The following is a 1,132-nucleotide window of genomic DNA, read 5'->3' as shown; positions in this document are numbered from 1 at the left end:
GCGAGCACCCTTTCGCCGATGAATCGGCTCCTACAGGGCGCTGTGGCCTTAGTTGCCGTTGCTGCTTTTCTTCTTCTTCGGGCTCGGCGCGGGGTCGGCCGCACCGTCGGAGGAGCTTGCATCACGCATGGCGCGTGCCGCGGCCTCGGCCAGGGCCGCCTGCTTCTTGGCGGCGTTGGCGACCTTGGCCTGGGCGGCGGCGACCTGGCGGGCCTTGTCGCCCTCGGCCTTGGCCTGATCCAGGGCCTGGGAGTACTCCACGCCCTGCTGCTGCAGGCGGGCGGCCTCTTCCTGAATCATCTGGTTCTGGGCGCGCTGCTGCTCGAGCTGGCGGCGGGCCATCTCGGCGTCGAGGCGGCTGGCCTCGAGCAGGATGGAATCGTGCTCGCGATCCAGCTGGGCCGATTTGCTCTGCGCATCCTGGAACTGGGCCATCGCCTTGGCGATGTCCACGCGGCGCTCGGCGATGTACAGGTAGTGGGCGTGCTCCTTTTCCTTGGGCTTGAACTGCGCCATCTGGTTGATCGCCTCGCGGGCCCGGGCCTGCTCCGCCTGGGCGTAGCCGCCGAGAACGGGGTCGGCCGAGAGCTGGTCCAGGCTGGAGTTCAGCCGGCGGATGTCCAGGTCGTCCGTGGCGGCCATGGCCGACCCTGCCGAGAAAACGGCAAGGACCAGGGCGGAGAGGAGGATAGTCGAGCGCTTCATCACTGGCCTCCCTGATGGTCGTTCAGCGGCTGGGTCTGGCCACCCACGGGCGGCGGAGTGTTGTCGGTCGGCTCAGGCAGGACGCTTTCGGTTTCCTGCACATTGGTCGGGATCGGCACCGTGTCGTTCGCGTGGTTGTCGATCATTTCGACGCGCATCCGCGAATTTTCCTGGCTCTTGGTCTGGTTCTGGGCACGGGCGGCACCCAGCCGGGCCTTGGCCCGGGCCAGTTCACTATCCGCGCGCGACTCGTCGGCCAGCACGGCCGCCTCGTCGTATTTGCGGCTCGCCATGGCTGTTTGCGCCTGGCGGAACTTACCCTGCGCATAGTCGAGGTCGACCGGCGCATAATCGGCTGCACCTGCGTCACGCGCCGCCTGTAGCTGAGCTAGTGCCYGATTCATGGCACCATCCGGCGGCGGAGCGC

The 1,132-nt window shown here is 67.6% G+C and carries 2 protein-coding genes; both read right to left on the bottom strand.

What is annotated here, in order from left to right; translation table 11 throughout:
- Positions 1-48 precede the first annotated feature (48 nt).
- A complete protein-coding gene (locus AC1DSN_RS23005) occupies positions 49-705 on the bottom strand; it encodes a DUF4398 domain-containing protein (RefSeq protein WP_063574352.1) in 657 nt (218 codons plus the stop codon).
- A partial coding sequence (locus AC1DSN_RS23000; RefSeq protein ID WP_477333195.1) for a DUF4398 domain-containing protein occupies positions 705-1,132 on the bottom strand: 428 nt, incomplete at its 5' end. The genes AC1DSN_RS23000 and AC1DSN_RS23005, both read right to left, overlap by 1 nt.

This window comes from Luteibacter sp. P4_D7_3, from assembly GCF_056401735.1.
Note: the sequence above shows the minus strand (reverse complement) of the source record. Positions and strands in the feature narration are given on the sequence as shown.

Bases quoted from the DNA above. Each gene is read 5' to 3' on its own strand.
- AC1DSN_RS23005 (WP_063574352.1), bottom strand. From the start codon at position 705: ATGAAGCGCTCGACTATCCTCCTCTCCGCCCTGGTCCTTGCCGTTTTC.